Origin of the sequence: Bifidobacterium sp. UTCIF-38 (genome assembly GCF_006454495.1) — a bacterium.
GTDB lineage: Bacteria > Actinomycetota > Actinomycetes > Actinomycetales > Bifidobacteriaceae > Bifidobacterium > Bifidobacterium callitrichos.
In genome coordinates, this window is sequence record NZ_JFAL01000001.1 from 1 (window position 1) to 25174 (window position 25174).

The following is a 25174-nucleotide window of genomic DNA, read 5'->3' on the forward strand; positions in this document are numbered from 1 at the left end:
GAATAGCCGTAAAAACCATAACAACTGACAACCCCGTAAAAATACATCTCGGCACCTCATGGCATGACCCGCATGACATTTCGTTGACAAACCGAGACCGCGGAACGATCATGAGGACGTGAGCTTCAACAGCATCAGCATCAAACGCGTCTATGACGAACCGGATTCACAGGACGGATACCGGATCCTCGTGGACCGGTTGTGGCCACGAGGCATGACGAAGGAACGGGCCGCGCTCGATCTGTGGATGAAAGGAATCGCGCCCTCAAACGACCTGCGCAAGTGGTTCGGCCACGATCCGGCGCGGTTCACGGATTTCGCGAACCGCTATCGCGCTGAACTGGACGCCAACGAGGAGACGGTGGACGAGCTGCGACGCATCATCCTGACGCATGGGAAGGTCACGCTCCTGTACGCGGCCAAGGACCCCGACGTCAACCACGCAGCCGTGCTGCGCGACTACATGGATGAGCGTACAACCGAGGCCAAGACTCGCGACGCATAATGTCGCATACTAATGGAACGACGTCTTTCGAAAGGAACCCATATGCGTCACACGATCGCCATCGAGGTCGCCGACCTCCGACTCGTCATCCCCGACATGTTCACGCCGGTCGATTCCGGAACGGATGACCCGCTACGGCTTTCGACCTACTCCGCACAGACCGGGCAGGGCGTCGCCATTCTCGAGGCCCGTCCGATCGATGCATCGGACGCCATGCCGTTCGGAGACGGACGCAGGGTCGTCGATGGCGCACATGCCGAGCTGACCGATGCGCAGGGACTCGTCGAGGTCGGGCTGGGCGCCACGAACGCCGGGCACGACGCGATCTGGAAGATCATCAAGGCTATCGAACCCGACCAGACGCTCGGGCACCATCTGACCTACAACCTGACCATGGACGTGCGATTCGACGACACCATCCTGGAGCTCACGGTGGCCGCCGAGGAGGCGGGCATGACCGGCGTACGCGAGAAGTACGTGCGCGATCACGCGAAACGGCATCATCGCATCGACAAGGACGGCAACGGCTGGGCCGCCGACCCGTACGATCCGACAATCACAAGCGTCGTGCTACGCGACCTGTCCGATGACATCGCATGGGACGCACGCTTCCCCGACCACCCGCTGAGCATGATCCGCCGCACCGTGCTGACCGTCATGAACCACGACTGAGCGCTATCGCACAGCTCACCGCGCACGCTCCCTGAGATGATGCAGATGATCGCGTATCTCGTCTTCAGGCCGACACTCCACCGCATCGTCCGGGATCAATCCGAGTTCCTTGGCTTCCGCCTCCACCATCGCCTTACGTGTGTCCTCGGTGGGAGCCAGCCGGACGCCCTCGTAACGACGTGGTCTGAACGGCACGCCGTCTTCCACCAGCGACTGGCGCAGGAACATGTTCACAGCAGTGGTCAGGTTCATGCCCATGGACTCATAGAGGGCGGCAGCACGCTCCTTGATATCGTCATCAACATTCATAACCAGCTTAGCCATATCAACCTCCCAGCAGATAAACTATCTATATCTATTGTACATATACTAGGTAGATCAATATATCGTCGTCATACTACCCTGCAACCGACTTGAACCGGACGCATCGTCCGGATCGCGATCCGGCAGGCGGCGCATCAGCCCCAACCTTCGGGCTTCCAGACTTCAGAGTCGCTTCAGTTCGGCCAGAGCGGCGTAGTGCAGCACATCAAACCGCTCCGGGGCGATGCGTTCGAGCATGGCCATGTGCTCCCGCTCCCATGCGGCGACATGCTCCGGGTCGAGCGACGCGCCGATGCCACGGCACGCCTTCATTCGGCCATTCCAACCCTCCCTGGTGAACGGCACCTCCAGCTTGCGCTCCTCATGATGGACGAGTTCGAAACCTGAAGCTGCGTAGCAGGCCGGAACGTCGATCGGATGCATGCGCTCCCCCGCCCCGCTCCAATGCGGGCTGTACTTGAGGACGAGTCGCTCGCTCGCACCGGCGATCCCGTCCTCGAACGGCAGCCACTCCATGACCAGAACGAGGAGCCGGCCACCCGGCTTGAGCAGGCGATGCAGCTTATTGCACACGGTCTCATGGTCGAAATACCAGAAGCACTGGCATGCGGTGACCACATCAAACGAGGCATCCGGAAAATCGACGTCCTCAGCCGAGGACACTCGGTATTCGATGCCGTCCATGCCAGCGGACAGGCGTCGGGCCTGTCCGATCTGTTCGGCGGAGATGTCGGTGCCGACCCATGTGGCGCCGTAGCGGGCCATGTTGCGCGGCAGCACCCCGGTGCCGGTGCCGAGATCGAGCACATGCTGACCGTCCCGGCACAGGCCTCGATCGAGGATCATCCGGTAGAACTCCGGCGGGTAGATGTCACGGTACTTCGCGTAATCGGCCGACACCCTCCCCCAGTCGAACGGCGTGCCGTCATCGATGCGCCCGTCAACGATCATCGCGAACCATCCTTTCCGAAAAAGGTCTTGCCCCGCCGCCCGCCTTGCGATGCCTTCTACGGCTGACGTCGTACCAGCATATATAGCGTACGACGGTCGACCGGCAATCCTCGCGTATGTCAGTCGATGAGCTTCAGCCCTATGGCACAAGCGACCAGTCCACCGATGAGGAGGATACGCACCAGCGAGACGGTCTCCTCCCCGCTGATCATGCCGTATGCCGCGGTGATCGCCGCCCCGATGCCGACCCAGATCGCATACGAGGTGCCGATCGGTATGTGCTTCATCGCGTATGCAAGCCCACCCATGCTGACGGCAAGACCGACCGCGAATACTACCGTGGGAATGATCCGGGAGAATCCCGCGGAACGATCAAGTGCGATCGCCCATACCGATTCGCATATGCCGGAAAGAATGAGAACGAGCCAAGACACAGCCATCACGCTCCTCATGGTCATGGCAAGTCTTGTCAAACCGGGTACTTGTCCATCGTCCGGGAGCCACGTACGGCTCTGGCTTCAGGGTAGCACGCGCACAGCTCGACCTTACTCCCCGCTGGACAAGTACGCCCTCGCAATGCCGACATGACGCCGACATGACGCGAAGCAAAACTTCGGCCGCCGACCTGCGCAGGATCCGGATGAACCCGAGAAAATCGGCAAAATGCCGCTGCACCGACGACAGGACGAATCCCGTACGATTCATACGGGTCGATTGCCTTGCCGCCACGAGTGTCTCATCAGCCCGCACCTGACGGTATTCATTCCGTCACCGCGAATCGCTCCAACACCACGAGAGCATCATCACCCAAGGTGTCCAGCCGGGATACGTTCCATATTGAACGGCCGACTCGGATCACAGGGATGAGCTATACGCATGAAGATAGAAATCAATGCGGAATAATCTCTGTCCTCGGCGGCCATACGGCTGGCATTATCGTTTTCATCGCCGCCGACCTGCCGCCAGTCGAGATCGTATCCGGCAGAGTGGCAGAGCATCGTCCACATGACACGTTGCGTCCGTCCGTTGCCTTCGCGGAATGGGTGAACGAAGTTGTAGTTGTCGTAATGGTAGGCAAGGCGCTCCGCAAAAGTGACGAGATCCATGCCTTTGAGCATGCGGTCGCGTTTGAGCTCGCCTTGCGACCATGCCACGCCCATCCCGATATTGGTGGAAGGCAGGAAGAATTGAGACCCCTCAACATTCTTGCGGATTTCCACGGTCCGGATATGGCCGGCCCATGCGTAAACGTCCTGAAACAGTAGATGGTGTATGACCTTGAGCTCGTCCAAGCTTCCGTATCAGACCATTGGCGGATCGGCGAAAAGCTGCAACATGCGCGTTCCGACCAATTCGCCCTCAGCCTGTCTCAGCTCATCCCAAGTTCGAGCTCCCGGAATATTGGCGAGTATGCCAGTCTTCGAATCAATGTACGGGTCAACGAAATCAGCCGGCATGAGATTCTCCGGCATGTGCATCCATGCCGGCTCCGTGGTTGTTGCGACGCCATGCGCGTTGCATGAGCTGTTCAATGCTCATGCCGCCCTGCGCAAATTCATTCGCGTCATTACGGAACTCGTCCGATACGTAGGCGCCTTCCATCTCGCCGGAGTGGATGGCTTCTTCGACTGCACGCTTACGATCCATATCAACCCTCCGACTAAAACAAAAGGCCCAGAATCCTGAAGATCGCGGGCTTTGTCCAATCGGACCAGCGGGATTTGAACCCGCGACCCCTTGTTGGTTGGAGGGGTATTTCGTTGGTCCGACTAAACTTCGTCAATCTCGTTACGATTGATTTTACGCCGTTTCTGAATTCTTGTCGAAATTCGTTGATTGCTGATTATTTGGCTGCTCTCGGGGGCCATCGTGTCTGAGTCGTGTCTAAGCCGCAGACACGATGGCAAACCACTAACATGCGGAGCGCCAGCCGATCCGCCGACGATTCGTGATATCGAAGGTCTTGCCCGTCCCGCTCAGCGAACGGCGGTGTGGCTGCCCCACTGCAGCACGATGATACCGACGATCATGATCGCCATGCCCAGCCACATACGCCAGTTCAACGGATCACGGAAGGCGAAATGCGCGATGATCGCGGTGGCGATGATGCCGACGCACGACCACACGCCATAAGCGAGCGCGGTCGGCATGCCGCGATCCAGGACCTTCGCGAGCAGGAAGAAGCAGACACCATACCCCAGCACCACGGGAATCACCCACGCGACTCTGCTGAGCCCCTCCGAGGCGCGCAGCGACAACGTGGCCGCCACCTCACAGAAAATAGCCCCGAACAGCATCAACCATGTCAACGCCATACTCATCCCCCTTCTTGCGATCATGCTCCGATTCGGCTGAATCGGTCGAATCGGCCACAAGCTAGCATCCCGCGCTGGACAAGTACGCTCCTCGCGATGCCAGCATGACGCCAGCATGACGCCGACATGACGCGAAGCAAAACTTCGGCCGTCCGACTTGCGCCAGACCCGGATGTGCCCGAGAAATCGGCAAAAAGCCGTTGCGCCGACGACAGGACGAATCCCGGTGACGTCGGCCAGTCGCACGACAGCCACGTCGATAGTGGTCAGCACAGCCTGTCTCAGCTCACCCCAAGTTCGAGCTCCCGGAATAAACTTGGCGCAATCGGATAAGGAATAAGGGAACCGGACAAGATATGAAACAGTATGTGGTGGATGCGTTCACGGATCGGGTGTTCAAAGGCAATCCGGCGGCGGTGTGCTTGCCTGAGTCGTGGCCATCAGACGAGCTGATGGCGAACATCGCGATGGAAAACCGGTTCTCCGAGACCGCGTTCATCGTGCATGAGCCGGATGGATGGTGCCTGCGCTGGTTCACGCCAGGAGGCGAGATCGATCTGTGCGGGCATGCGACACTCGCCTCCGCGTACGTGATACTGCGGTTCGTCGAGCCCGAGGCCGGCGAGGTCCGGTTCCGGACGATGAGCGGCATGCTGACCGTAACACGTCAAAACGGCCCCGACAACGACCGCAGAACCACGGGCGAAGTCCTCTCGATGGATTTCCCCGCATACGATCTCAAGCCCACACCCGTTACCGATGCGATGGAGCAGGCGCTGGGGGCACGACCTCTTGAGGCATGGCTCGGCCGTGACCTGCTATGCGTGATGGAGAACGAGCAGACCGTGCGCGAGCTCAAGCCCGACTCGGCAGCCCTGACCGAACTGCCCGGTCTACTGGCCAATATCACGGCCGCAGGGAAGCCCGGCACGGGATTCGACTGCATCTCCCGCTCGTTCGCTCCGAAACTCAACGTGCCTGAAGACCCGGTTTGCGGTTCCGGACACTGCCACATCCTGCCCTATTGGAGCAAGAGACTCGGCAAGGCCACACTCACTGCCTATCAGGCATCCGCACGCGGTGGTGTCATCCAAGCGACGGTGAATGACGGGCGTGTCAGCCTCGGCGGAAGTGCGGCGCTGTTCTCCGTCGGCGAGATCCTGCCCGAATGATCGCGTACCACAATGTCCGCATACAGTCCACGTGAGCCTCTACATCGTCAAATCGATATGGAAACAAGCCGGAACAACGAGAAGAGGACGAAATGGAATCCGGCCTGAGCGTCCAGTCCGGTCCGAGCCCATTGCGTCCGATCCCATAGGATCCACCGCGAAAACCCGCATTGCTCACCACATAACGTCCGATCAACACGGCGATCGGGGCGAATCGGGGATGGATGCGCGATGAGTCTGCCGCTCAGCGCATGTCAATCGGTTGATGTTCGTTGAGCGGCAGCAAACCGTGCCGCTCAACGTGATTTTGGCGATTTTTCACGTTGAACGGCAGACAAGGCGGCGGCAGGAGCGGCCCCCGCGATACCGGTTATTGCAGAATCGTTGGAAAACAGCCGTTTTGACAATGTGTCAAAAAGACGGCAAGGCGGCAATGACGCATCGTCGTGCCGCTCAACGCCAAAACCGCCGAAAAATGCGTTGAGCGGCACCGCCGGGGCGCGGCCGGGCAGCATAGCCGGGCGGCATGGCTGAAATGGCGCAGCCGGGCAGCGTCGTGTCACGCCCGACCAGCCGTTGTTCGACGACCCGTTCGAGGTGAGCCTGTCCGAGGAGTACGATGACGGGCTGGTGGCCGAGGCGGGCCGGTTCCTCAGGTTCGTGACCGCCGACGAACACTCCGCCCAGAATCTGGGCCGCATGTTCGCCACGCCCTTGCTGGAGGCGTACAAGCATCTGTTCTACGTGCTCTATGGTGGCGGCGGCAACGGCAAGGGCATCCTGCTGGGTGCGTTGAACCGGTCGTTCCCCGGCTTGAGCACGGCGGTGAACGCGAAGACCCTGCTGGGCGGCGCGAAGGGCGCGGGCGGGTTCGCGACCGATCAGGAGATGCTCAAACTCATCGGAGCTCTGTGGGCGTACGACGAGGACGCCGACATCATCACCCTGGAACAGGCCACGCTCTTGAAGAAGATCGGCACCGGCGACATGATGGCCGCCCGCCGCATTCAGGAGAACACGGTCAGCTTCCGCAACAAGGCCACGTTCATCATCGCGTCGAACAATCCCGTGATCATGGCCAACACCGAGGCGTTGAAACGCCGCCGCGTGTTCGTCCGCATGCGCGACAACCGCGCCGAAGCGGAGTTCAAAGAACTGCTGGCCTTCCGCGCCGAGCACGGGGCCGTGCCGTTCCTCATGGCATCCTGCCGCCTGTGGGAACGCTCGGACAAGCCGTGGGACGACGTGGCCATCGGATCCGGAGACGACCTCTCGGAGCATGAGCAGTGGATCGTTGACCAGATCATCGTGCAGGGGTACGCGGTCAGCGGCGACAACCCCTACTACGCGTCGTCGGCCACGCACCGCAACTCCGTGACCAAGCTCGGCCTCGAATCCACGTGCAAGCGCGTCGAAGGCAAGGTCGCGCGCGTGCTCGTCGTCGCCGACGAGAGGATCTTCGCCGTCTACCGGGCCAAGAGCGAACACGACATCAACCAGGCCATCAACGAGACCACGCCCACGCCACCGCAGCCCATCGAGGGCGAAGCCACGGTCACGCCCGGCGAAGCCGGCTACCCGGTCAACTACGCCACCGTCACGGACGGCAAGAAGTCCTACGACTGGCAGAAGACGAAGGACCTGCCCGCCGGATCCACGCGCACGCCCAACGGCAATGCGTACGCGGTCATCCCCGCCGTCGGCACGGCGGTCATCGACCTCGACGTCGCCAAGGACAAGAACGGACGCGTGCTCGCGGACGCGCCCACGGGCTGGGACGTGTTCAACCGTGAGATCGGCCCGTACGGCGGCAGCGCGTTCCCACGCACCTACCTCGTATCCACGCCCACCGGCGAGAAGCATGGACTCGCCAGCGTGCACGCCTACTACCTCATCCCCGACGAATTGAAAGGCAAGCTCAAGAACGGCGTGCACCTGACCGGCAAGCCGGTGGACATCCGCTGCGAGGGCAAGGGCTACGTCATCGGCGCCGGCTCGGTGTTGGACGACGGCGGCACATACCGGCTGCTCGACCTGCCAGACGGGCAACCGCCCCTCATGCCGCCCGTCATGGTCGCATGGCTCAGAGAGCACGGCTACGTGGACGGCGAGACTCCCGCGACGATGCAGCCGGACGGGGCGCGGCCGGTGATGATGCGCACCCGATACCGGTCCACCCGCATGGCCGGCAAAAGCGTCAGGAACGAGCCCGACATGACCCCGATCGCCCCCGGATCCCGCAACGACACGCTGCACCGGTGGGCGTACGGACGGCTCGCCAACCACCCCGACAACGCCGCCCGGATCCGCGACGACCTGTATGCGCGTGGTCACGCCAGCGGATTGCAGGACACGGAACTGGAGACCATATGGCGCAGCATCACCCGACAACTGGGAGACCGTCATGCCTAGACGCAAACCATCATGGCTCACACACCTATGCACCGGCCGACTGAAAGCCAGACGATGCACAGGCTGCCGGGAATGGGTGGCCGCGGACGAGCAGGGACCCGTATGGGAAACATACGATCCCGGCATACTCGACGCGAAGGACCTCACCACCGCGATCATCCTCGAACGGCCGTTCACCCGCATCCACCAATACACCGCCGGACTGCTCACCCTGCAGAACCCGTGCGGCGCGCGAGGCATCAGCCCGGACGGCCAATACCTCGCCGTCCACGAATGCCACCGCACGCCCATCAGCCTCAAACCATTCACACCAATCAGACGGAAACCAGTCTCACGCTGGGATCCCGGCATCCATTTGTCGGACGAGGACGTCCGACTGTTCACCGAACTCTGGAGACGACCCTTATGAGCATCATCCACCCCAAACGCCACACACGACCCCGCCCCCGCGTCGTCCGTCTGCCGGAGACCACGCACCACCGGCTGCGCCGCGCGTATCCCGCGGCCATCCAGTTCCTGCGCCAACCGGCGGCCGTCAGCGGGTTCGGCACCGCGGCCGGCACCACGCGCGAATGCACGTGCGGATACAAGACCCGCAGCACCCGACAGTTCCTCGCCCATCTCGAAGAGAAAGCCACGCCCATGCCCGTAGCCTCATACCAATCGCCACGACCGCTGATGACGCACCGTCTCGTGGACACCGCCAAACAGGGCACGGTGTTCATCTGCTCGTGCGGCCACGACTACACGTCACTGGGCCTCATGCAGGAACACGTCCGCTACGCCGACAAGACGGAGACCGACCATGCGTGAACAACACCAGATCATCACCGAATACTCCAGCACGGGATTCCGCTGGTGGTGCTCATGCGGCTGGACCACCGACGACCGGCAACAGCTCCACCAGCACCCCGGCGTGAAGGCGGCACGACCATGAACGGGCGTTGCGTAAACCACGACGGCAATCCCGCCGCGCGACGCCGCAAGGTGTGCCGCGACTGCGTTCAACGGTTCCGCGACGCGATGACCCTGATCGCATCGGACACGCCCGCACTGCTGCTCATCGCCAACCGACAGGCCAGCACAACGGCACCGGACCGCAGCGGCATCCGCACGCAATCCGCCCATGCCGTCCTTCCCATCCAGGAACACGCGTGGGAACTCTATCGGGAGACCGAGGAGCTGATCCGGCTGGCCGCCCTGCAATGCCGGCTGCCCGCCGCCATCCGACGCACGGCAAGCATTCCGGCGCTCATATACGGCATCCTCAACGACGACCGGCCACTGCTCGACGCGTCCGACGCCCGCTCATGGTGGCGCGACATCGTTGACATGGCAGGCAAGGTCAACCGCGCCGTGGATCCACCCATGGCACAAGTCGCCTACGGCGCTTGCCCCTTCTGCCCGAACGGCATCGTCTGGGGCGAACCGCGCGCCCACATGGGCGCATGCCGCTCCTGCGGCGCCGAGGTGAACCGCACCTACGTGCCCGACCGGCTCCTCGACCGACTCGCCAAATCGGAGAAGAAGGGCACACCCAAGCAACTGAGCGACCAATGCGCCAAGGCCGGCTTCCGACTGCCCGCGTCCACCATCCGCTCATGGACACGGCAAGGAAGACTCACACCGGACAGGCACGGACGCATCCCGCTCAGCAGCATCGTGCCCCTCATCCGCGAACGCGCGCAATGAATCCGATATACGGCAAATGTCCCGTACTCCACGCTCAGGAGATCGGGGCATTTGCGGTGGTTCAGATCGAAGGCATGGACAAAAAACGTGTGAAGGAAGTGTGGGCAAGCCTTGGGGATAGGTCGGGAGCAATTTCCCAGTCGTTTGGAGACATGCCCATGGTATGAGGCGTGTCGGGGTAGGGGTGTGTCCGGTTGTGTCCCGAGTTGTGTCCGAAAACGTGTCCAGAACGCCGAGAACACGGCGTGTCGCAGAATACAAAAAGCCCGGAATCGTTGAAATTCCGGGCTTTCTAGTCGGACCAGCGGGATTTGAACCCGCGACCCCTTGACCCCCAGTCAAGTGCGCTACCAAACTGCGCTATGGTCCGAAAACCAACACAAAAGGAGCAATCCGTGTCCGAGGAACCGTATTACATTGTGTCCAGTTGTGTCCATCTTAAATTATCCGCTTTTCAGCGTAGGCCCTTAGCCCTACTGGTAGCTGACATCCGGTCAAGTGTCACTCAGTATGACTGAGTAACCCCTTGACCCCCAGTCAAGTGCGCTACCAAACTGCGCTATGGTCCGATGCTGCGTTTTGCAACAGTCGATTAATTTACCAGAAACTTTCAGGAACGCAACTCGGCGTGTTCCCCGCGGGTGTCGAGCTCATCTCCCGATCAGGCATCGCTGTCACCGATCGATCCGTAAACGCCAAGGGGAGATACCCACTACCTTCGTTACTGCATGATCATTGTCCGCCATATCTTGCGTCATCGACCATGAGGTCGATCGCAACACGGCGGATCGCAACATGGCCGACGATGGAATCAGGCGTTCAGCACGCCAAGCCCCAGCTACACATATACCGAAACGATCCCCCTAAGTTTCGAAATATGATGCGCTAAGTCGACGTCAGCGCAACATACTCCGGAACTCAAGGAGAATCTCGCGAGATTGTTGCGCTGAGACGAAGTCCGTGCAACAAATTCCGGAAATCGACCCTGTGCTCTGGATACTGTTGCGATGAGAATATTGTTGCGATGAGAGCGGCTGAGAACGGACCGAGAATAAGTGAGAATCGGCCAGCGCAACAAGTTCCCGAAACCAAGGGTGATTTCGGGAACTTGTTGCGCTGGCACAGCGACTGACACAGTGAGATAGGTCCCCGCTACGTGAGCCACGTGAGCCGCATAAGCTACATAAGCCACATAAGCTACTTGCGCTTCTTCTTCTCGCGGATGTTCACCGAGATCTGGATCGGCGTGCCCTCGAAACCGAACTCCTCGCGCAGCGAGCGTTCGATGTAGCGGCGGTAGCCGTGCTCGAGGAAGCCGGTGGCGAAGATCACGAAGCGCGGCGGACGCGTCGAGGCCTGCGTGGCAAACAGGATGCGCGGCTGCTTGCCACCGCGCAGCGGGTGCGGGTGGGCGGACTGCAGCTGGCCGAGGAACGCGTTGAGCTTGCCGGTCGGAATGCGCTTGTCCCACGATTCGAGCGCCTCGCGCATGGCCTTGGCCAGACGGTTGGTGTGCCAGCCGGTCTTGGCGGACAGATTCACGCGCTGCGCCCAGGTGACGCGGTCGAACTCGGTGGCCCACAGACGTTCGAGACGCTGCTTGTCGAACTCGTCCATCGCATCCCATTTGTTGAATACGAGGACGATGGCGCGTCCCGCGTCCACGGCGGAGCTCATGACCTTCAAATCCTGATCGGAGATCGGCACGGACGCGTCGAACAGGACGAGCGCGAGCTCGGAGCGTTCGATGGCGGCCTGCGTGCGCAGCGACGAATAGTATTCGGCACCCTGCAGCTTGTGCTGGCGGCGCTTGATGCCGGCCGTGTCGATGAACAGCCAGTCCTCGCCGTCGATGTCGATGACCTCGTCGACCGGATCGCGCGTGGTGCCCGCCAGATCGTTGACGACGGAACGCTCCTCGTGCGCGAGCTGGTTGAGCAGCGACGACTTGCCCACGTTCGGACGACCCACCAGCGCCACGCGGCGCAGACCGTACGGCGTGAGGAAACCGGAGGTCTTCTGCGCCTTCCTCAGGCTGTCGAGCGCCTCATCGAGCAGATCGCCCACTCCCCTGCCGTGCATGGCGGAGATCGAGTGGGGCTCGCCCAGACCGAGCTTCCAGAATTCGGCGGTCAGGTACTCGCTTTCACGGTCGTCGATCTTGTTGACGGCGAGCGTGACCGGCTTGCCGGAGGCGCGCAGCATCCTGACGATGCGTTCGTCCGTATCGGTCAGGCCGACCTGCCCGTCGACGACGAGCACGACGGCGTCGGCGAGATGCACGGCGACCTCGGCCTGCGAGGCGATGGCCGAATCGATGCCCTCGACGTCGACCTCCCAGCCGCCGGTGTCGACGAGCTTGAAGTCGGTGCCGGCCCATTCGGCGTCGTAGCTGACGCGGTCGCGGGTGACGCCCGGCGTGTCCTCGACGACGGCGACACGCTTGCCGAGGATGCGGTTGACCAGCGACGACTTGCCCACGTTCGGACGTCCGACGATGGCGAGCACGCCGACCTGCTTGGTGCCGGGCTGGCTCGAGGAGGCGGAGACGATGCCGTCATGCTCGATCAGCGCCTCGTCTCCCTCGTCCAGATCGTAGCCTTCGAGGTTGGCGGCGTACTGCTCGTACTCCTGCTCCTCGATGGCGTCGTCGACGAGCCCGACGAGCGTGTCGAGGGTCTGCTCGAAGGTCATGTCCGAGTTGTCGATGGTGGTGACGCCGTCCGCGGCGGTCAGGAAGCTCGTGGTCTTCGCGTCGATACGATCGCGGGCCGCGACATCCTCCGCGCCGACTCCGGCGGCGCCCACGGACTGGCCGGTGCGGCGGGCCTGACGGACCTCCTCGCGGGCGGTCAGCAGAACGCGCACCTCGGCATCGGGGGCGACGACCGTGGTGATGTCACGGCCCTCCGCGACGATGCCGAGACCGCCGGAGAAGGAGTCCTTGGACTCCTCGCGGGCGATGTAGGCGCGCTGGGCGGCGATGAGCACGTTGCGCACCGGGATGATGCCCGACACCTTGGAGACGTGCGTGGAGACCTCGGAGGAGCGGATCGCCTCGGAGATGTCCTCGCCGTCGGCGCTCACGGACGGATGGTCCGGATCGACGGAGATGTCGAAGTGGTCGCCGGTGAAGAACTCGCCGACCGTCTCGGTGACGACCCGCTCATCGGGCTCGTCGACATCGAGATCGATGCCCTTCTTCAGACACCACCATGCGCAGGCGCGGTACATCGCGCCCGTGTCGAGGTAGGCGAAGCCGTAGTACTTGGCCAGCGCCTTCGACGTCGAGGATTTGCCGACGCCGGCGGGCCCGTCGATGGCGACGCGGATCACAGGCCGACCTCCTTGGCCAGGGAACGGACCTCGGCCTGGCTCAGCACGCGGTAGGAACCGGACTTGAGCTCACCGAGCTTGATCGGACCGATCTGGGTGCGCACCAGACGCTTGACCGGGAAGCCGATCGAACCGAAGATTCGGCGCACGATGCGGTTCTTGCCGGAGTGCAGCACGACCTTGACGATCGTGGCGTCACGGCTCGAGTCGATGATCGCGCAGTGGTCGAGTTTGATCCATCCGTCGTCCAGCTGCACGCCGGTGGTGACGAGACGGCGGCACACGGTGCCGGAGATCTTGCCCTCGAGGGTGGCGACGTAGGTCTTCTCGACCTCGTACTTGGGGTGCATGACGTGCTGGCTCAGCTCGCCGTCGTTCGTCATGAGGATGAGGCCCTCCGAATCGTAATCCAGACGGCCCATGTGGAAGATGCGCTCGTACTTGTCGCCGACGATGTCGCGCAGCGTGTAGCGGCCCTTCGGATCCTCCATGGCGGACAGGACCCTCTTCGGCTTGTTGAGCGCAAGCGTGATGTGGTTGTTGTTGATGCGCACGCGGGATCCGTCGACGCGGACCTGCTGGTGCGTGGGATCGACGCGGGTGCCGAGTTCGGTGACGAGCTCCCCGTCCACTTCGACTCGGCCTTCGGTGATCATGAGCTCGCACTTGCGGCGGGAACCGAATCCGGCCTGAGCGAGCAGCTTCTGAAGGCGAATGCCTTCCTGATTGTCTTCATGCGCCTTTCTGGCGCGGGAATATGCGTTTGGCATCGTTCTCCCAACGTGGCCTTAGGTGTATTTCCAAATCTGATAGTGTATCGTGACCTCCGGTCCAAACCGGCCCGACGACGCGCGGCACTGCTAGACTGGCAGCGTTCCGCGGGGTCTGCCCCGGAGCGGAACGAAGTATCGCAATGATCGAAGGATTGATATGACATCACAGGACAACGTTACGAAGGAACAGCCGTGGCCGCTTCGGGTGGGGGCCGAGCTGGCCGGCACCTTCCTCATCTGCTTCGCCATCTACGTGTTCAGCACGTTCGGCACGGTGGTCTTCTCCGCCAATCTCGCCTATATCGCGATCGGCACCGGTCTGACCTACGCCGCCGCGGTGTACGCGCTCGGCTGGGTCTCCGGCGGCCACTTCAACCCGGCGGTGACGGTGGCGGCCATGCTCACCGGTAGAACGAAGCTCGTGGACGGCGTCCTGTACATCGTCTTCCAGACGCTCGGCGCCGTGCTCGCCGGTCTGCTGGTCAGGTTCCTGCTGCCCACCTCCAGCACGGTGACGATCTCGCAGTGGCTGACCACCGCGGTCAACGGCTTCGACAAGGGTTCCGTCGCCTACACGACGCTCAACCAGTACGGTCTGAACGTCTCCATCACGCAGGCGATCGCGGTCGAGGTCGTGGCCGGCGTGGTGGTCGTGGGCGTCGCGATGGCGAACTATGACAAGTCCCGCTATGCGCTGGCGACGGCCGTCGCCTACACGTTCGCCACCGCCGTGGCCTTCCCGATCACCGGTGCTGCGCTCAATCCCGCCCGTGCCACCGGCATCGCCGTGGCCTCGCAGAACCAGGGTCTGTCGGTGGAGCCGCTGAGCCAGCTGTGGGTGTTCTGGGTGTGCCCGATCCTCGCGGCGGCGCTGGTCGCGCTGGCGATGATCGTCATGCAGATGGTGCACACGCCGAAGGCCGCGGGCGATGACCCCGCGCAGATCGGCGGATACGACGAGGCCGCCGACTCCGGGAAGGAGCCGACGGCCGATGCCTCCTATGGCAACGCCCAGGAACCGTTCGAGACGGCCGGAGCTTCCGAGGCGTCACAGGAAGTAGCCGGAGAAGTAGAGGACCAGCAGTCCGACGCCAAGGCAGATGCCGATGGTGGTGTCGAACGCCACTGACCTCACCTTCCATGGGCTGCGTTCGCGCATGATCATGCGCAGCAGCCCCGTACCGATGGCCGTCACGGAGATCAGCACCGTGGCGGCCATCGTGTATCCGAGGACCGCGATCACGCCGGAGGCGATCACCGCCACGGCGACGCACCATTCGAACCACGGCTTGCCCTCGTGGTCCTCGGAGACATAGGGATGATTCTTCATGGACTTATCGACCCGATCGCTCGATCAGTGGAAGAAGTGACGGGTTCCGGTCAGGTACATCGTCACGCCGGCCTTCTTCGCGGCCTCGATGACCTCCTCGTCGCGGATGGAACCACCGGGCTGGACGATGGCCTTGACGCCGGCGTCCATCAGGGTCTCGGCGCCGTCGGCGAACGGGAAGAACGCGTCGGAGGCGGCCACGGAACCGGTGGCGCGGTCGGCGCCGTCCGCCAGCGTGTTCGCACGCTCGACGGCCAGATGGCAGGAGTCCACGCGGTTGACCTGGCCCATGCCGATGCCGACCGTGGCCTGATCGTGCGCGAGCAGGATGGCGTTGGACTTGACGCAGCGGATGGCGCGCCATGCGAACACGAGATCCTTCAGCGTGGCCTCGTCGGCGGGTTCGCCGGAGACGAGCTTCCACGCGTCCGGATCGTCGCCGGTGGCGTTGATGAGGTCCATGTCCTGCACGAGCAGGCCGCCGTCGATCTGACGGAACTGCGTGTGGCCCTTCGGCGGCTCGGCCACCTTGAGGATGCGCAGGTTCTTCTTCTTGGTCTGGAGCAGCTCCAGCGCCTCGGGCTCGTAGGCCGGGGCGACGATGACCTCGGTGAAGATCGGACGCACGCTTTCGGCCATTTCAAGGGTGACGGTGCTGTTGCATGCGATGACGCCGCCGTAGGCGCTCACCGGATCACAGGCGTGGGCCTTCCTGTGGGCCTCGGCCGCGGTGGCTCCGATGGCGAGACCGCACGGGTTGTTGTGCTTGACCACGGCGACCGCGATGGACGGCGCCATATCCCACACTGCGCGCCATGCGGCGTCGGCGTCGACGTAGTTGTTGTAGCTCATCGGCTTGCCGCCGAGCTGTTCGGCGTGCGCGAAGCCGTTGCGGTCCAGCGGATCGAGGTACAGGGCGGCCTGCTGGTGGGAGTTCTCGCCGTAGCGCAGCGTGTGCGCGCGATCCCAGGTGCGGGTGAATGCGGCCGGGAACTTGGCGTCGTTGACCGGATGGTCCTCGTCGTCGTGATCGGTTTCGACGATGGTGGCGGGCTTGGGCCAGTGCTTGGCGGTCCACTCGTTGATCGTCGCGTCGTAGGCGGCGGTGTGGGCGAACGCCTTGCCGGCCAGCCAGCGGCGCTCCTCCAGGGAGAAGCCCTCTCCGTTCGAGATGCGCTCGGCGACCAGCGCGTAGTCGGCCGGATCGGTGATGATCGCGACGGTGGCGCTGTTCTTCGCGGCGCCGCGCACCATGGACGGGCCGCCGATGTCGATCTTCTCGATGGTGGCGGCCTCATCGGCGCCGGAGCGCACGGTGTCGGCGAACGGGTACAGGTTCACGACGACCAGATCGAACGGCTTGATGCCGAACTTCTCCAGCTGGGCGGCGTGGTCAGGGTTGGTCATGTCGGCGAGAATGCCGGCGTGGATGTGCGGGTCGAGGGTCTTGACGCGGCCGTCGAGGCACTCGGGGAACCCGGTGACTTCGCTCACTTCGGTGACGGGCACGCCAAGCTCGGCCAGACGCTTGGCGGTCGAACCGGTGGATACGACCTCGACGCCGGCCTTGATGAAGGCCTCGGCGAGCACTTCGATGCCTTCCTTATGGAAGACGGAGACCAGTGCCCTCCTGATCGGACGATTGGTTGTTGTCATCGTGTTCCTCCTTTGATGGTTGTTCACGCTTCACGTTTGGCGCCGAACGCACGACTCTGCCGGCCTTCGGCGTCTTGCCCGCCTTGCCTTCGGCCACGCGGACGGCACGACGCTCGTCTGCGGCCCTGACGGGCTGCACACGGCCCGGATCCCCGTCGGACGTCCGCTCGGCATGTTCCGTGCGCGGCGAATGGTCGGTGTGATGCTCGACAATCCAGTGTATCCCGTAGACGGCCGCCAACACTACGGTGACGACGAGCCATGCGCTCGTCAGTCCGAATCCGAGCGCGCGGGCCACCGCCGCCGTCGAGGGGACGACGTCAACGCCCACATGGGCGAGTCGCTGGTGGCCGAGTGGGCCATTCGACAGTGCGAAGCCTGCGGCCGACAGTCCGATCGTGGCCGCGGCCGCGGCGACGAGCACGCCGGCATGGCACAGCATCGTGATGATCAGACGCTTCAGTCCGTCGGCGTCGCCGAATGCGACCGGTCTGACCTTCATCGGGCCGGGCAGCAGCATGGCGAGCAGGGCGAGGACCGCGTAGATGGCGGGGATGACGCATTGCAGGATCAGACGGATGCGGTCGTCGCCCACCCCTTCCGGCATCAGGCCGAATACCGGCAGCGGCGGCAGCCCCGCGGACTGTCCCGCCCACATGGTGAAGACGCCGAGATCGCCGATGTGGAATCCGGCGCCCAGCAGCCACGAGAACGCCCAGACCATGAGGTTGGGCAGCCACGCGCACGAGGCAATCGTGGTGAGGATGCGCGAGCCGTTCTCCATGCCGTCCATGTCGAACAGGAGCGCCATGCCCTGCCAGTCGCGTGTGATCCATACGATCACGACGACGAGTCCGGCGACGCATGCCACGACGAACATGGCGGCGACGAGCAGCAATGCAAGCGCCACGGCGTCGTAGGCCCGCGCGCCGACACGTTCCCTGAACGCGGTACGCGCGTCGGACATGAGCCGCGATCCCGGCAGCGCACCCAGCAGGTATCCGACCGTCCAGATCGCCGCGGCCTTGGCGATGATGGTCAGCGGCGGATCCTCGAGTTCGATGGACGTGCCGTTGGCGCACATGAGGTCGAGCACGATCCATATGCCGAGACCCACCGCCCAGTTGATGATGTTTCCCCCCGCCTTGCGTGCGCATTGCGCGATGAGCGCGATCAGCAGAATGGTCAGGAGCAGGGGCGTGATGCCGACGCGTACCGTGCCGAGGGAAAAACCTACGCCCTGGCTGAGCAGGATGACGGCCTGGGTCAGCGGAACGGCGGATGTGGGCAGGTTCTCGCCGCCCTCCTCCATCGAGATGACCAGCAGCATCAGCGCGATGAAGCAGCCGAGCGAGATCGCATAAAGCGCCATCGCCCCGAGGGAGGCGACGGCGCCCTTGATGACGATGGCGAGATATCGTGATTTCAGTTTCACTGATCGAGACCCGCAAGCACCTCACGCATGATATCGGCGGCCTGGCCTGGCGTGCGCCCGACGCGGATGCCGACGGCTTCAAGCGCTTCCTTCTTGTCCTTCGCGGTGCCCTTGCCGCCGGAGACGATGGCGCCGGCGTGGCCCATCTGCTTGCCTTCGGGGGCGGTGAAGCCCGCGATGTAGGCGACGACCGGCTTGGTCATGTGCTCGGCGGCCCACTGTGCGGCGTCCTGTTCGGCGTTGCCGCCGATCTCGCCGATCATCATGACGGCCTTCGTGTTCGGATCAGCCTCGAAGGCCTGCAGCGCCTCGAGCAGCGTGGTGCCGACGATCGGATCGCCGCCGGCGCCGAGGCACGCGGTGAAGCCGATGTCGGACAGCTCCCCCATCAGCTGGTAGGTGAGCGTGCCGGACTTGGAGACGAGACCCAGCGGACCGCGGCAGACGATGCCGTCGGGAATGATGCCGAGGTTGACGCCGTGCGTGTGCTCGGACGAGGCCAGGGTCATGAGCCCGGGGCAGTTGGGACCGACCACGCGTGCGCCGTGCTGCAGCGCGAGCTCGACGAAGTAGGCGGAATCGGCGACCGGAATGCCTTCGGTGATGACGACGATGAGCTTGATGCCGGCCTCGATGGCCTCGACCACAGCGTCCTTGGCGAAGCGCGGCGGCACGAACACGACGGATGCGGTGGCACCGGTGGCCTCGCGGGCCTCGGCGCAGGAGCCGTACACGTGGATCGTGGCGTCCTCGCCGTCCTTGGCGGCCGGGAACGTGACGTCAAGACCCGCCTTGCGGGCGTTGACGCCGCCGACGATGTTGGTGCCCGCCTTGAGCATGCGGGCGGTGTGGGTCATGCCCTGATGACCGGTCATGCCCTGCACGATGACGGGAGCGTCGTCTTCAATGAACAGCACCATCAGTTGGTCTCCTTGGTCTTCTGCGCGTTGGCCGCGATGCGTGCGGCCTCGCTTGCCGCCTCCTCCATGGTCTGGGCGACATGCACGTTCGGGGTGTTCGATTCGGCGAGGAGGGCGAGACCCTCAGCAGCGGCGTTGCCGTCGAAGCGCACGACGATCGGCTTGGTGCCGCCGAGCGTCTCGACCGCCTCGAGGATGCCCTTGGCGACCTGCTCGCAGGAGGTGATGCCGCCGTACACGTTGATGAACACCGACTCGACCTGCGGATCGGACAGCACGATCTCGAGGCTGGCGGCCATGACCTCGGCCGAGGCACCGCCGCCGATGTCGAGGAAGTTGGCCGGCTTGATGCCGGTGCCCTGTTCCTCGCCGGCGCCGGAGACGGCGTCAAGGGAGCTCATCACGAGACCCGCGCCGTTGCCGATCACGCCGACCTGGCCCTTGAGATGCACGTAGTGCAGGCCGTGCTCCTTGGCGCGGCGTTCGAACTCGTCGTTGGCCATCGGATCGGCGAAGCGCTTCCAGCCGTCGTGGCGGAACGCGGCGTTGTCGTCAAGGGAGATCTTGGCGTCAAGCGCGCACAGGCTCTTCGAGGACTCGTCGTCCGGATCGCCGATCTTGGCGAGCGGGTTGATCTCGACGAGCGTGGCGTCGTTCTCCTTGAAGCACTTCCACATCTTGAGCAGGATCTGTGCCGCCTGATCGACGTCGGCGTGGTAGAAGCCGATGCTCTCGGCCATCCTGGTGGCGGCCTCGAGATCGAAGTCGTCGAGCGCCTCGATGTGCAGGCGCTTGACCGATTCAGGGTGCTCGCGGGCGATCTCCTCGACCTCGGTGCCTCCGTTGGCGGTGGCGAGGACGTCGTAGTCGCGCGAGGTACGGTCCACGGAGATCGACACGTAGTATTCATGGAGGATGTTCTTGCCCTCGGCGACGAGCACGCCGTTGACCTTGTGCTTGTGGATGGTCATCGGCAGGATGGCCTCGGAATCGAGAATGGCCTCGTCGCGGGTCTTGGCGAGTTTGACGCCTCCGGCCTGACCACGATGGCCGATCTTGACCTGCGCCTTGACGACGCAGGGGTATCCAAGCTGTTCGGCGGCTTCGGCCACCTCATGCGAGTTCTGTGCGTAGATGGCCTTCGGCGTGGGGATACCCTGCTCCTCGAGCAGTTCGCGCGCCTGATATTCGTAAAGATCCATTGCTCTTTTCCGTTGCGTGTGATTGTCGATTGATTACCCGTGGGTCCGCCGTTTGCCTTCCAAACGACGGACCCACGGATCGTCGGCCTCGACTCAGGCCGGCATGGAGATGAGCGTGCTGACGGGGACCTCGCCGAGCTTGTCGAGCCCGTCGAGCCCGTCGAGCGCCATCACGAAGCTGAAGCCCGCGATCGTGCCGCCCGCCTTCTCGATGAGGTCGGCACCGGCCTTGGCGGTGCCGCCGGTGGCGATGAGGTCATCGACGATGAGCACGCGTTCGCCGGGCTTGACGGCCGTAGTCTCGATCTCGACGCTGGCGGTGCCGTACTCCAGATCGTAGGATTCGCCGATCGTCTCGGGCGGAAGCTTACCCGCCTTGCGGATGGCGATGAACCCCTTGCCCAGATGATGGGCGAGAGCGGGGCCGAACAGGAAGCCACGCGATTCGAGTCCGGCGATGGAGTCGAACTCGTCGGCCGGCAGCGGCAGGGCCGCCTCGAGTGCGTGCATCAGCACGTCGAGGCCCCTGGCATCGGCCAGAACCGGCATGAAGTCACGGAAGATGATGCCTTCCTTCGGGAAGCCGGGAATGGAACGGATCAGGGAGACGAGGTACTCGGCGTCGCTCTGACCGACCTTGGCGAGGTCCTTGATGACGATGTCGCTGCCGGCCATGATCACTTGGCTTCCTTGTCCGCGTTCGCGGCGTTGTCCGTGCCGGCCTCGGCGTTGTTCGCCGCGACGGAGTCCTCGACGTTCACCTGGGCGGCGTCGGACTCGGCATCGGACGTGACGCCGGACTCGACGGCATCGTTCTCGGCGATCGGGTTGCCGTTCTCGTCCACCTCGTCATCGGAGACGTAGGCGGGGCGCACGTATTCGCGGGAGATCGCGTTGAAGCCGACGCGGAGCTTGCTGCCTTCGGAGTCGATGACGACCTCCTCATACTGCTCGTCGACGGAGACGACCTTGCCGATGATCTGGCCGATGGTGATGATCTCGGTACCCGGCTGGAGGCTGGAGCGGAAGTCCTTGACCTTCTGCTGCTGTTCCTTGGCCTTCTTCTGCTGCCACCACATCATGCCGCCCATGACGACGACGAGCATGATGATGAAGATAAAACTGGAATCCATGACGATGATTTCCTTCCGGTCGGGAAACAATGACTAATCCGAATAACGACTAATCCAAAATATAAAGTTTAGAAAAGCTTGCTGACATCGTTCCCGTCCGCATCGGCATCCGGCCGTATGCCGAGATGCCTCCACGCCTTGTCGGTGGCGACGCGGCCCTTGGGCGTGCGGATGAGGAATCCCTCGCGCACCAGATACGGCTCGCACACGGTCTCCACGGTCTCCGACTCCTCGCCGACCATGGCCGCAAGGGTGTTGAGACCCACCGGACCGCCGTTGAAGTTCCTGACGATGGCGTTGAGCACCGCGATGTCCAACCGGTCGAGACCCTCGGCGTCGATCTGGTAGAGGGACAGCGCCTCCCTGACGTCATCGGGGCCGACGGACGGCAGATCATGGACGATCGCCCAGTCGCGCACGCGGCGCAGCAGACGGTTGGCGATACGCGGCGTGCCACGGGAACGCAGCGCGAGCTCGTGGGATGACCCCTCGTCCAGAACGATGCCGAGCACTCCCGACGAGCGCTCGACGAGCTTCTCCAGCTCCTCCACCGGATAGAAGTCGAGGTGGGCGGTGAAGCCGAATCGGGCGCGCAACGGCGAGGGCAGCATGCCCTCGCGCGTGGTGGCACCGATCATCGTGAAGCGCGGCAGCGTGAGCGGGATCGACGAGGCGCCCGGCCCCTTGCCGACCATCACGTCGACGCGGAAGTCCTCCATCGCGATGTACAGCAGCTCCTCGGCCGCACGCGGCAGACGATGCACCTCGTCGACGAACAGCACCTCCCCCGCGTCCAGCGAGCTCAGGATCGAGGCGAGGTCGCCGGCGTGCTGGATGGCGGGACCGGAGGTGATGCGGATCGGCACGCCGAGCTCGTTGGCTACGATCATCGCCAACGTGGTCTTGCCGAGGCCCGGAGGGCCGGCGAGCAGAATGTGGTCCGGCGGTACCTCGCGCTTGCGCGCCGCGTCGAGGAACAGCTGGAGCTGGGCCTTGAGACGGGGCTGGCCGATGAATCCGGCGAGGGCGTGGGGGCGCAGCTCCTCGTCGCTGACCGGCTCGTTGCCGAGCGGCTGGGAGGAGACCATGCGCAGCGACTCCTCGTTCGCCCCGATGTTCTCGTTGCCCTGCGGCTGGGCGAGTTCGGCGCTGATGTACGGTTCGTTCATGTCCGTCTATCACCGCCCTCTGTCCAGCGAGGCGAGGGCCAGACGCAGCACTCTGGGCACGTCCGCTTCGGCGATCGGCGTGGTGATGCCATTGTCCTCGCAGGCGGCATGCACCGCGTATTCGGCGTCCTGTTCACGCCAGCCAAGGGACATGAGGCCCTCGATGACCTGCGCGGCTCCCTTGTCCTCGACTCCGGCGGTCGTCACGGAGGCGCCGTTCTCCTCCAGAGCCTCCAGATCGATGGACCCCTTGAGCTCGAGGATGATCTTCTGCGCGCCCTTCCTGCCGAGACCGGGGGCCTTGGACAGGGCGGCGGCGTCGTTGTCGGCGATCGCGCGGGCGAGCTGGGTGGGGTTGAGCGTCGAGAGCAGCGACAGCGCCACCTTCGGTCCGATGCCGTTGACCTTGATCAGCTGCAGGAACGTGCGCTTCGCCGCGGGCTCGAGGAACCCGTACAGCGTGATCGCGTCCTGCGAGACGTTGAGATAGGTGTAGACCCTCGTCTCCATGCCGCCATGGACACGGGAGAGGTCGGCCGAGGGCATGCGCACCTCGTAGCCGACTCCCCCGACCTCGATGAGCATGGCCGAGGCATCCACCGCATCGACCATGCCGCGTAACGAACCGATCACGACACCTCCTATCGAACAACTGTTCGACAGTGTATCACACGGTATCGCACGCGGGCATCACATGCCGCGGTCGGCGTTGATATGGCGCTTCGTCGCCTTCTTGGCGGCATCGGCCCACTGCCGCTGCGCGGGCGTCAGATGCTCCTCGCGCTCCCCTCCCTGCAGCGCGCCCGCGGGACGCAGGGCGTGGCAGATCGCCAGCGCGAGCGCATCGGCCGCATCGGCGGGCGTGGGCATCCTGTTGAGGTTGAGGATGCGCGTGACCATGCGCTCGACCTGTATTTTCTGCGCCTGGCCGTTGCCGGTGATCGCGAGCTTCGCCTCGGTCGGCGTGTGCAGCGCCACCGGGATGTTGCGCTGCGCGGCGGCGAGCATGGCCAGTCCCGCGGCCTGCGCGGTGCCGAGCACGGTGTTGCGGTTCGACTGGGCGAACACGCGCTCGATCGACACGGCGTCCGGAGCGTAGGTCTCGATCTTGTCGACCAGCCCGTTGTAGATGGAGAGCAGACGCAGATCCTGCGACACATCGGGCGACGAACGCACGACGTCGACGTGAATAAACGAAAGCCGGCGGTGTGCGCCGGCTTCGATCACGCCGACCCCGCAGCGTGTGAGCCCGGGATCGACGCCAAGGATGATCACCTCGGATTACTCCTCGTCAAGCTGTTCCATGACCTCGTCGGAGGCGGTCCAGTTGGAGTAGATGTTCTGCACATCGTCCAGATCATCGAGGTTGTCGATGAGCTTGGAGACCTTGCGCGCATCGTCGAGGGTCAGCTCGACCTCGTTCTTCGGGCGCATGACCATATCGGCGGAATCGTAGTCGAAACCGGCGTCCTGCAGGGCCTTGCGGACGGTGTGCAGGTCGGACGGGTCGGTCACGACGGTGAACACGTCACCATCGTCGACGACGTCCTCGGCACCGGCGTCGCCGGCCTTCTCGAACAGGTCGTCGAAGTCGACGCCCTCGGACGGGACCTCGATCTGGCCCTTGCGCTCGAAGTTGAAGGACACGGAGCCGGAGGTGGCCAGGGAGCCGTTGCCCTTGGTCAGGGTGGAACGGACCTCGGCGGCCGCGCGGTTGCGGTTGTCGGTCAGGCACTCGATGATGAGGCCGACGCCGGCGGGGGCGTAGCCCTCGTAGACGATGTCCTCGTAGTTGGCGCCGCCGGCTTCCTCACCGGAGCCGCGCTTGATGGCGCGCTTGATGTTGTCGGCCGGCATGGAGGCCTTCTTGGCCTTGTACACGGCGTCGTAGAGGGACGGGTTGCCGTCCGGATCGCCACCGCCCATACGGGCCGCGATCTCGATGTTCTTGATGAGCTTGGCGAAGAGCTTGCCGCGCTTGGCGTCGATGGCGGCCTTCTTGTGCTTGGTGGTCGCCCACTTGGAATGACCTGACATAATGCTCCTAGCAGGTTGACGGATAATGGACAAACGAAACGATTGTAGGGCGGTTAGCCGACAATCGGCTTCGTCCGATCAATGTCGTCGATCGGACGAAGCCGGTCGGAAACCGCCCCGCGGCTCGTATCAGAACCGCT

At 63.6% G+C, this 25174-nt stretch carries 29 protein-coding genes, 1 tRNA gene and 1 riboswitch; of the genes, 9 read left to right on the forward strand and 21 right to left on the reverse strand.

The genetic code is table 11. The features are described 5' to 3' along the window. Positions 1 to 118: 118 nt before the first annotated feature. Entirely contained in the window at positions 119 to 505 is a 387-nt protein-coding gene (locus BW11_RS00005) for a DUF488 domain-containing protein (protein WP_140444208.1), read from the forward strand. 42 nt (positions 506 to 547) lie between these two features. After that, positions 548 to 1177 carry a hypothetical protein gene (locus tag BW11_RS00010; RefSeq protein ID WP_140444209.1) on the forward strand — a complete coding sequence of 210 codons (630 nt, stop codon included), beginning with the start codon at positions 548 to 550 and terminating at the stop codon, positions 1175 to 1177. Positions 1178 to 1192: 15 nt separating this feature from the next. On the opposite strand, the gene BW11_RS00015 is transcribed toward BW11_RS00010, so the two are convergent. From BW11_RS00015 to BW11_RS00040, 6 genes are all read right to left on the reverse strand, one after another. Continuing rightward, the gene (locus tag BW11_RS00015) at positions 1193 to 1501 is read right to left on the reverse strand and encodes a type II toxin-antitoxin system RelB/DinJ family antitoxin (RefSeq protein WP_140444210.1); all 309 of its coding nucleotides are present in this window, start codon (positions 1499 to 1501) and stop codon (positions 1193 to 1195) included. Positions 1502 to 1663: 162 nt separating this feature from the next. Beyond that, the gene (locus BW11_RS00020) at positions 1664 to 2452 is read right to left on the reverse strand and encodes a class I SAM-dependent methyltransferase (RefSeq protein ID WP_140444211.1); all 789 of its coding nucleotides are present in this window, start codon (positions 2450 to 2452) and stop codon (positions 1664 to 1666) included. A gap of 119 nt (positions 2453 to 2571) precedes the next feature. After that, entirely contained in the window at positions 2572 to 2910 is a 339-nt protein-coding gene (locus BW11_RS00025; protein WP_308810420.1) for a multidrug efflux SMR transporter, read from the reverse strand. Continuing rightward, positions 2908 to 2968, reverse strand: a riboswitch (guanidine-III (ykkC-III) riboswitch). (Overlaps the previous gene by 3 nt.) 287 nt (positions 2969 to 3255) lie before the next feature. Then, a complete protein-coding gene (locus BW11_RS00030; RefSeq protein WP_140444212.1) occupies positions 3256 to 3744 on the reverse strand; it encodes a Fic family protein in 489 nt (162 codons plus the stop codon). A 154-nt stretch (positions 3745 to 3898) separates the two neighbouring features. After that, positions 3899 to 4099 carry an antitoxin VbhA family protein gene (locus BW11_RS00035; RefSeq protein ID WP_140444213.1) on the reverse strand — a complete coding sequence of 67 codons (201 nt, stop codon included), beginning with the start codon at positions 4097 to 4099 and terminating at the stop codon, positions 3899 to 3901. Between the two features lie 329 nt (positions 4100 to 4428). Further along, positions 4429 to 4767 (reverse strand): multidrug efflux SMR transporter, encoded by a 339-nt coding sequence (locus tag BW11_RS00040; RefSeq protein ID WP_140444214.1) that lies wholly within the window; start codon positions 4765 to 4767, stop codon positions 4429 to 4431. Between the two features lie 356 nt (positions 4768 to 5123). Here BW11_RS00040 and BW11_RS00045 point away from each other — a divergent pair, with 356 nt between their 5' ends. After that, on the forward strand, positions 5124 to 5939 hold the full coding sequence (locus BW11_RS00045; protein ID WP_140444215.1) for a PhzF family phenazine biosynthesis protein: 816 nt from the start codon (positions 5124 to 5126) through the stop codon (positions 5937 to 5939). Between the two features lie 296 nt (positions 5940 to 6235). On the opposite strand, the gene BW11_RS00050 is transcribed toward BW11_RS00045, so the two are convergent. Continuing rightward, positions 6236 to 6454, reverse strand: a complete 219-nt coding sequence (locus BW11_RS00050; RefSeq protein WP_140444216.1) for a hypothetical protein — start codon at positions 6452 to 6454, stop codon at positions 6236 to 6238. Between the two features lie 61 nt (positions 6455 to 6515). Here BW11_RS00050 and BW11_RS00055 point away from each other — a divergent pair, with 61 nt between their 5' ends. From BW11_RS00055 to BW11_RS11705, 5 genes are read left to right on the forward strand one after another with little or no spacing between them, the layout of a single operon-like run. Beyond that, positions 6516 to 8351: a bifunctional DNA primase/polymerase gene (locus BW11_RS00055; RefSeq protein ID WP_140444217.1), complete on the forward strand. Its 1836-nt coding sequence runs from the start codon at positions 6516 to 6518 to the stop codon at positions 8349 to 8351. Continuing rightward, entirely contained in the window at positions 8344 to 8760 is a 417-nt protein-coding gene (locus BW11_RS11445) for a hypothetical protein (RefSeq protein WP_181162426.1), read from the forward strand. The genes BW11_RS00055 and BW11_RS11445 overlap by 8 nt, the downstream gene beginning before the upstream one ends. Further along, the gene (locus BW11_RS11450) at positions 8757 to 9164 is read left to right on the forward strand and encodes a hypothetical protein (protein WP_181162427.1); all 408 of its coding nucleotides are present in this window, start codon (positions 8757 to 8759) and stop codon (positions 9162 to 9164) included. Before BW11_RS11445 ends, BW11_RS11450 begins: the two co-directional genes overlap by 4 nt. Continuing rightward, positions 9157 to 9288, forward strand: coding sequence for a hypothetical protein (locus tag BW11_RS11700; protein WP_258175505.1), 132 nt, complete (start codon positions 9157 to 9159; stop codon positions 9286 to 9288). Before BW11_RS11450 ends, BW11_RS11700 begins: the two co-directional genes overlap by 8 nt. Further along, positions 9285 to 10043, forward strand: a complete 759-nt coding sequence (locus BW11_RS11705; RefSeq protein ID WP_258184397.1) for a hypothetical protein — start codon at positions 9285 to 9287, stop codon at positions 10041 to 10043. The genes BW11_RS11700 and BW11_RS11705 overlap by 4 nt, the downstream gene beginning before the upstream one ends. 296 nt (positions 10044 to 10339) lie before the next feature. Here the strand turns inward: BW11_RS11705 and BW11_RS00070 are convergent. The 3 genes from BW11_RS00070 to BW11_RS00080 all read right to left on the reverse strand — a co-directional run bounded on the left by BW11_RS00070 (position 10340) and on the right by BW11_RS00080 (position 14149). Then, positions 10340 to 10413: transfer RNA gene (locus BW11_RS00070), tRNA-Pro, on the reverse strand. Positions 10414 to 11240: 827 nt separating this feature from the next. Beyond that, positions 11241 to 13379: a bifunctional cytidylate kinase/GTPase Der gene (der, locus tag BW11_RS00075; protein WP_140444218.1), complete on the reverse strand. Its 2139-nt coding sequence runs from the start codon at positions 13377 to 13379 to the stop codon at positions 11241 to 11243. Continuing rightward, a complete protein-coding gene (locus tag BW11_RS00080) occupies positions 13376 to 14149 on the reverse strand; it encodes a pseudouridine synthase (RefSeq protein ID WP_107043192.1) in 774 nt (257 codons plus the stop codon). The genes der and BW11_RS00080 overlap by 4 nt, the downstream gene beginning before the upstream one ends. A gap of 160 nt (positions 14150 to 14309) precedes the next feature. Between BW11_RS00080 and BW11_RS00085 the strand changes: the two genes are divergently transcribed. Continuing rightward, the gene (locus BW11_RS00085) at positions 14310 to 15281 is read left to right on the forward strand and encodes an MIP/aquaporin family protein (RefSeq protein WP_140444219.1); all 972 of its coding nucleotides are present in this window, start codon (positions 14310 to 14312) and stop codon (positions 15279 to 15281) included. Here the strand turns inward: BW11_RS00085 and BW11_RS00090 are convergent. The 11 genes from BW11_RS00090 to BW11_RS00140 form a co-directional block, all read right to left on the reverse strand. Further along, complete coding sequence (locus BW11_RS00090; protein ID WP_140444220.1) at positions 15201 to 15482, reverse strand: DUF3017 domain-containing protein; 282 nt, start codon at positions 15480 to 15482, stop codon at positions 15201 to 15203. The two genes, BW11_RS00085 and BW11_RS00090, sit on opposite strands and share 81 nt — an antisense overlap. A 24-nt stretch (positions 15483 to 15506) precedes the next feature. After that, positions 15507 to 17138, reverse strand: coding sequence for a bifunctional phosphoribosylaminoimidazolecarboxamide formyltransferase/IMP cyclohydrolase (gene purH / locus BW11_RS00095; protein WP_043164235.1), 1632 nt, complete (start codon positions 17136 to 17138; stop codon positions 15507 to 15509). Next, the gene (locus BW11_RS00100) at positions 17086 to 18573 is read right to left on the reverse strand and encodes a DUF6350 family protein (RefSeq protein ID WP_140444221.1); all 1488 of its coding nucleotides are present in this window, start codon (positions 18571 to 18573) and stop codon (positions 17086 to 17088) included. Before BW11_RS00100 ends, purH begins: the two co-directional genes overlap by 53 nt. After that, entirely contained in the window at positions 18570 to 19493 is a 924-nt protein-coding gene (sucD, locus tag BW11_RS00105; RefSeq protein ID WP_140444222.1) for a succinate--CoA ligase subunit alpha, read from the reverse strand. Before sucD ends, BW11_RS00100 begins: the two co-directional genes overlap by 4 nt. After that, a complete protein-coding gene (gene sucC / locus BW11_RS00110) occupies positions 19493 to 20695 on the reverse strand; it encodes an ADP-forming succinate--CoA ligase subunit beta (protein ID WP_043164240.1) in 1203 nt (400 codons plus the stop codon). The genes sucD and sucC overlap by 1 nt, the downstream gene beginning before the upstream one ends. Before the next feature lie 93 nt (positions 20696 to 20788). Beyond that, positions 20789 to 21370 (reverse strand): adenine phosphoribosyltransferase, encoded by a 582-nt coding sequence (locus BW11_RS00115; protein WP_140444223.1) that lies wholly within the window; start codon positions 21368 to 21370, stop codon positions 20789 to 20791. Positions 21371 to 21372: 2 nt separating this feature from the next. Next, positions 21373 to 21828 carry a preprotein translocase subunit YajC gene (yajC, locus tag BW11_RS00120; RefSeq protein ID WP_140444224.1) on the reverse strand — a complete coding sequence of 152 codons (456 nt, stop codon included), beginning with the start codon at positions 21826 to 21828 and terminating at the stop codon, positions 21373 to 21375. Positions 21829 to 21896: 68 nt separating this feature from the next. Beyond that, the gene (gene ruvB, locus BW11_RS00125) at positions 21897 to 22997 is read right to left on the reverse strand and encodes a Holliday junction branch migration DNA helicase RuvB (protein ID WP_043164244.1); all 1101 of its coding nucleotides are present in this window, start codon (positions 22995 to 22997) and stop codon (positions 21897 to 21899) included. 9 nt (positions 22998 to 23006) lie between these two features. Beyond that, complete coding sequence (gene ruvA, locus BW11_RS00130; RefSeq protein WP_140444225.1) at positions 23007 to 23630, reverse strand: Holliday junction branch migration protein RuvA; 624 nt, start codon at positions 23628 to 23630, stop codon at positions 23007 to 23009. Between the two features lie 57 nt (positions 23631 to 23687). After that, a complete protein-coding gene (gene ruvC / locus BW11_RS00135; RefSeq protein ID WP_043164250.1) occupies positions 23688 to 24272 on the reverse strand; it encodes a crossover junction endodeoxyribonuclease RuvC in 585 nt (194 codons plus the stop codon). Between the two features lie 6 nt (positions 24273 to 24278). Then, the gene (locus tag BW11_RS00140) at positions 24279 to 25034 is read right to left on the reverse strand and encodes a YebC/PmpR family DNA-binding transcriptional regulator (RefSeq protein ID WP_107043201.1); all 756 of its coding nucleotides are present in this window, start codon (positions 25032 to 25034) and stop codon (positions 24279 to 24281) included. Positions 25035 to 25174: the final 140 nt, after the last annotated feature.